General features: G+C 37.8%; 2 protein-coding genes. One reads left to right on the top strand and one right to left on the bottom strand.

Features of this window, described 5'->3' with window-relative positions; genetic code table 11:
* Positions 1-87 precede the first annotated feature (87 nt).
* Positions 88-993 carry an Npun_F0296 family exosortase-dependent surface protein gene (locus CALSC_RS08880; RefSeq protein WP_088241005.1) on the bottom strand — a complete coding sequence of 302 codons (906 nt, stop codon included), beginning with the start codon at positions 991-993 and terminating at the stop codon, positions 88-90.
* 348 nt (positions 994-1,341) lie between these two features.
* Here CALSC_RS08880 and polA point away from each other — a divergent pair, with 348 nt between their 5' ends.
* A complete protein-coding gene (gene polA / locus CALSC_RS08875; protein ID WP_088241004.1) occupies positions 1,342-4,287 on the top strand; it encodes a DNA polymerase I in 2,946 nt (981 codons plus the stop codon).
* Positions 4,288-4,679 lie beyond the last annotated feature (392 nt).

The following is a 4,679-nucleotide window of genomic DNA, read 5'->3' as shown; positions in this document are numbered from 1 at the left end:
AGGTAAATAATCAGACTATTTATAAAATATCAAGGCTAGAGAACACAATACTTTTGAATTTTTAATTTTGACTGACCCGTAGCAGCACTAGCCTGGATATACTAGTTTTTGTTTGCGGCGTTGATATATAGATGCTCCACCCACAGCTAACATTCCCAAAATTAGACTAGGTTCAGGCGTTGTTTGTTTATCGTTAAATCCAGTCTTGCCAACATGGAAAGTATGGTTATCCATTTCAAAACCACCCTCATCACTGATTTGCTCAATGATAATTTGATTAAATGTTTCCTCGTCCGTTTCTGCAAAAAAGTGCGCGAAGGTGTTATATTCGTTATCTTGATGGGGTGCCTGAACTGTTTTTGGATCGTCTCCTCCTGCAAGTTCTTGCAGGTTAAATGATTTTAGCTTATTGCCATCCTGATCTTGAACTTCAATCACTGTCTTGTTCTCTTTAGTGACAAATTGCTGTAATGTCCTTGTACCTGTTTTGGTATTAACAAAAGTGATTTTATTGTTGTCACTGATAGCACCCCAGTTAAAGCCAAAGTAGTTCATATTTTCTTTAAAGTCTATGGTAATCTTTGAATTCAATTCGGGAGCTTGCAGATACTGAGATTCATTTCTGTCTCCGTTGGGGTCGCTAGGAGCCCATCTACTAATTGTACCATTTCTAATATAAGATTGGGAATTTAGAGTGTATTTGATAAATGGATTTTCTTCGTTTGTTTCTTGCCCGTTTTTGTCGAATGAAAATATTTTTTTGCTCGCATCGACATTATTAAAATCAATTGTAGTAGCCTTATCCTTAAAATTGGGAGAATTATAGTAATTAGAAAAACTACCCATTCCTCCTGTTTCTATTTCCTCTGTATTAGGATTATCCGCTATACCTAAATTCAATTCCAGACTAATTGCATGTGCAGAACCAGCATATATAAAAATAGAGAAAGTAGATAAAACAGTAGCACCAAAAAACTTTTTAAAATTCAACATTTCTTCTGCCAGATAGCTGTATTCACATTATCATCTTTTTTTTAGTGCCAAACATCCGTTTGATTACCCTATTAATCGAACTCTTTGACAATAGGAATTACACGAACTGATTTACAATAACTTTATTTTTCTACATGAAAATATTATTTTTGTATTTATGCTTAAATCAAAAAAATGTCTCTATACTTTTATATCAGCCATTTTCCAAAATTAGAGTGATTTTATAATACAAGTTCCTAGTACTGCTGTGGTAAAATTACAAGTATTGTGTTCTCCATCTGGGAAATTTCAAAAATGGTTTGCTGATTTCCCCAGGGGAAGGGGACGATATCTGGCTAAAATAAGGCTATGTCCCAAACAACACCAAAAAACCAGTTGACTTCCCATTCTGACAACATCACTCGTCCTAGTTGCATCCTTGTAGATGGACACTCCTTAGCGTTTCGTTCTTATTATGGCTTTTCTAAAGGTAAGGACGGTGGATTGCGAACTACCACAGGAATTCCTACAAGTATATGTTTTGGTTTCCTCAAGTGTTTACTAGAGGTAATCTCAACTCAGCAACCGCAAGCTATGGCGGTGGCTTTTGATTTGGGTTTACCTACTTTTCGTCATCAAGCTGAGGATACTTATAAGGCGGATAGGGAAGAAACACCAGAGGATTTTATCCCGGATATGGAAAATCTGCGGGAGCTACTTACAGGGTTAAATTTATTAACTCTAACAGCACCTGGTTATGAAGCGGATGATATCTTAGGTACTTTAGCACAACGGGCATCGGCTGACGGTTACAAGGTGCAAATTCTTACGGGAGATAGGGATTTATTTCAACTTGTGGATGGGGAAAAAGATATTAGCGTCCTCTATTTTAGTCCAGAAGGGTTTAGGCGTTCTAGTAGTGGGAATGGGATTAATGAGTTTTTCCCGGAGCAGGTACAGGTAAAATTAGGAGTGTTACCTTCCCAGGTAATTGATTATAAGGCTTTGTGTGGGGATAAGTCGGATAATATTCCCGGTGTTAGGGGGATTGGGGAAAAGACGGCGGTGAAATTAATCAATGCTTACGGTTCCCTGGATGATATATATAATTCATTGGATCTGATTCAAGGTGCTGTCAAAACTAAGTTGGTTAATGGTAAAGAAGATGCATACAAGTCTCGCTATTTAGCAACTATTGTTTTAGATGTACCTATGGAGGTTGATTTAGCAAACTGCAAGCTACAAGGTTTTGACTCCAATGCTCTCATCCCCACTTTAGAAAAATTAGAATTTAAGTCTTTTCTCGAAAAAATTAACCAACTCCAAGAACAGTTTGGTGGCACAGTTATAGAAAATATCCCATCTTCCCAATCTTCTCAAGATAATAATGAAGATGATGATTTGTGGTTTTTTAGTGCTGAAGATACTGCTGCAAACCCCGCACAACCAGATATTCCCATTAAACCACAGATTATTGATACCCAAGGGAAGTTAAATGATTTGGTGCAACAATTACAAAAATTTACTAACCCAGATATACCCGTGGCTTGGGATACGGAAACTACCGCTTTAGAACCGCGAGATGCAAAATTAGTAGGGATTGGTTGCTGCTGGGGAACGGAAATTGATGATATGGCTTACATCCCAGTAGGGCATAAAATCGGAACGAATTTAGAATTAGGTACTGTTCTGTCAGCACTACGTCCTATTTTAGAAAGTGCTGATTATCCTAAGACTTTTCAAAATGCTAAGTTTGACCGTTTAGTTTTTCGGTTTCAAGGTATTACCTTAGCTGGGGTAGTATTTGACCCCATGTTAGCAAGTTATGTCCTCAATCCTGACAGCAGTCATAATTTAACTGACTTATCTCTGCGTTATTTGGGTTTGACGGCACAAAACTACGCCGATGTGGTTCCTAAAGGACAAACCATTGGAGATATAGATGTTGTCAGCGTTGCTAATTACTGCTGCTTACAAGTTTATGCCACATACCAACTAGTAGGTAAACTACAATCAGAATTAGTAAAAATTCCTGCTTTGCACAAATTACTCCTGGAAGTAGAACAACCCCTAGAACCAGTGTTAGCGGAGGTAGAGTCCCAAGGAATTAGGATAGATACCAGCTACTTACAACAACTCTCCCAACAGCTAGCCGTGGAATTGTCAAGTTTGGAGAAACAAGTACATGGTATTGCTGGGGAAGATTTTAACCTGGGTTCTCCCAAACAATTAAGTCAGATCTTATTTGAAAATTTGAGGTTAAGTACCAAACATTCCCGAAAAATTAAAACCGGATATTCCACAGATGCAGCAACCTTAGAAAAAATGCGTGATGTGGATGAAACGGGGATTATTGATGCCATTATTGAGTATCGCACCTTGGCAAAGCTGAAGTCTACTTATGTGGATGCACTACCAGCTTTAGTACGTTCAGACACTCAGCGCATACATACTAATTTTAATCAAACCGCCACATCCACAGGTAGGTTATCATCTTCCAATCCCAATTTACAGAATATTCCCATCCGCACTGCCTTTAGCCGACAAATTCGTCAAGCATTTTTACCAGAACCGGCTTGGTTAATGGTAGCTGCTGACTACTCACAAATTGAATTAAGAATATTAGCCCATTTGAGTCAGGAGCCAGTATTAGTAGAAGCTTACCGCAACAACGAGGATATTCATACCGTGACGGCGCGGTTGATGTTTGAGAAAGACGATGTGACAGCAGACGATCGCAGAGTCGCAAAAACCATCAACTTTGGTGTAATCTATGGCATGGGTTCCCTGAAGTTTTCCCGCTCCATTGGTGTCGATAAGGCATTAGCAAACGAATTTATTAAGAAATTTTATACTCGATACCCTAAAGTATTTACTTATTTAGAACAGGTGAAAAAACAAGCGATCGCTCAAGGATTCGTAGAGACAATTCTAGGTCGTCGGCGTTATTTTACTTTTACTGGCAACAGTTTACAAAGGCTAAAGGGAGGTAATCCAGATGACATTGATACCAGTAAATTAAAGAAACTGGGTGCTTATGATGCTGGATTGCTGCGCTCTGCTGCCAATGCACCCATACAAGGTTCCAGTGCTGATATTATTAAAATTGCCATGATTCAAATGCATGAGGTTTTGCAGAATTATCAGGCACGATTGTTATTACAGGTACATGATGAATTGGTGTTGGAAGTTCCTACCGATGAATGGGAGGAGTTGCAGATACAAATTAAGTCGGTGATGGAAAATGCTGTGCAGTTGGATGTACCTTTGGTGGTGGATGTACGTCAAGGTGAGAATTGGATGGAAACGAAGTGAGTTAACAAGTAATAAGTAATAAGTAATAAGTAATAAGTTTATTATTCATCCTAAATTCCGCACCTAGTACTATCACAATCGGCAATTACTGAGGATAACCTGCCAAGAAAGAATAACTTTAATTGGCATAGCACAAATACGTAGATAATTGTCAATTGTATTTAAATATCTTTAGAGAAAAATCATATTAAACTCACCTATTTTTTATTGAGTAGAGGATTTAATAGTAAAGAAGTATTCAAGATATTACATAGTCTTTTAAGGCGTAGCATAACAATCCTTGTCCCGTCCTTTAGCTAGTCTAGAGATAGCTGGTCTAGGGAAAATATATTTTCAAAAAGTTTATTAGTTGTGTGTTCCCAAGTAATTTAAATCAAGCGAATTAATAAAAA

The organism is Calothrix rhizosoleniae SC01, assembly GCF_900185595.1.
Classification (GTDB): domain Bacteria; phylum Cyanobacteriota; class Cyanobacteriia; order Cyanobacteriales; family Nostocaceae; genus Calothrix_A; species Calothrix_A rhizosoleniae.
Note: the sequence above shows the minus strand (reverse complement) of the source record. Positions and strands in the feature narration are given on the sequence as shown.